Origin of the sequence: Streptomyces sp. DH12, from assembly GCF_020873895.1 — a bacterium.
Classification (GTDB): Bacteria; Actinomycetota; Actinomycetes; order Streptomycetales; family Streptomycetaceae; genus Streptomyces.
In genome coordinates, this window is sequence record NZ_JAHWGT010001515.1 from 1 (window position 1) to 403 (window position 403).

The window sequence follows — 403 nt, forward strand, 5'->3', positions numbered from 1 at the left end:
TTCCCGAACACCAGCCCGTACACGGTCAGCAGGTCGATCAGCGGGGCGAGCAGCGGCGTGAGGATCTGGAACACCGCCAGCAACGGCAGCCCCACCCGCCCGAACCGCCCGGCGTGCCCCCGCTCGACGAGGGCGTGCCGGTGCTTCCAAGCGGCCTGCATCGTGCCGTAGCTCCACCGGTACCGCTGGCGCCAGAGCTGCCGCAGGGACCCCGGCGCCTCGGTTCGGGCGACGGCGTGCTCGGCGTAGCGCACCTCCCAGCCGGCCCGGTGCAGGGCCATGGTGAGGTCGGTGTCCTCGGCGAGCGTGTCCCCGCTGAGCATCCCGGCCTCGCGCAGGGCCCGGACGCGGAAGGCCCCGACCGCGCCGGGCACGGTCGGCATGCAGTGCAGCAGGTCGTACA

At 73.9% G+C, this 403-nt stretch carries 1 protein-coding gene; it reads right to left on the reverse strand.

All coding sequences use genetic code 11. The features are described 5' to 3' along the window. Positions 1 to 403, reverse strand: a 403-nt coding sequence (locus LPA54_RS40830) for a glycosyltransferase family 2 protein (RefSeq protein ID WP_228985466.1), incomplete at both ends; no start/stop codon positions are given.